This window comes from Roseixanthobacter psychrophilus, from assembly GCF_043195195.1.
Classification (GTDB): domain Bacteria; phylum Pseudomonadota; class Alphaproteobacteria; order Rhizobiales; family Xanthobacteraceae; genus NCEH01.
Window position 1 is genome coordinate 1 of the sequence record NZ_JBAFWT010000247.1, and the last position, 214, is coordinate 214.

Sequence of the window (214 nt, forward strand, 5' to 3'; positions counted from 1 at the left end):
TGAAGCGATGACCACGGCGACCCTGGACGCCCTGGTGATCGGTCAGTCGCCCGAGGCGTTCCGTGCGATCGCCGTGGAGCTTTTCGGAGATACCGAGGGGCGGTCTGGTACGGCTCGCGAGGCCCCCAGCGCCGGTAGCGGTCCCGAGGGCACGGCTTCGGCCGAGCCTGAGGGTGGGGCTCTGCCCGCCGCCCCGCAAAATACCGAGGGGGCG

Annotated in this window: 1 protein-coding gene; it reads left to right on the forward strand. The window is 71.5% G+C overall.

The features are described 5' to 3' along the window. Window positions 1–214 (forward strand): hypothetical protein (locus V5F77_RS29395; RefSeq protein WP_429008551.1); only part of this gene is annotated, 214 nt, incomplete at both ends.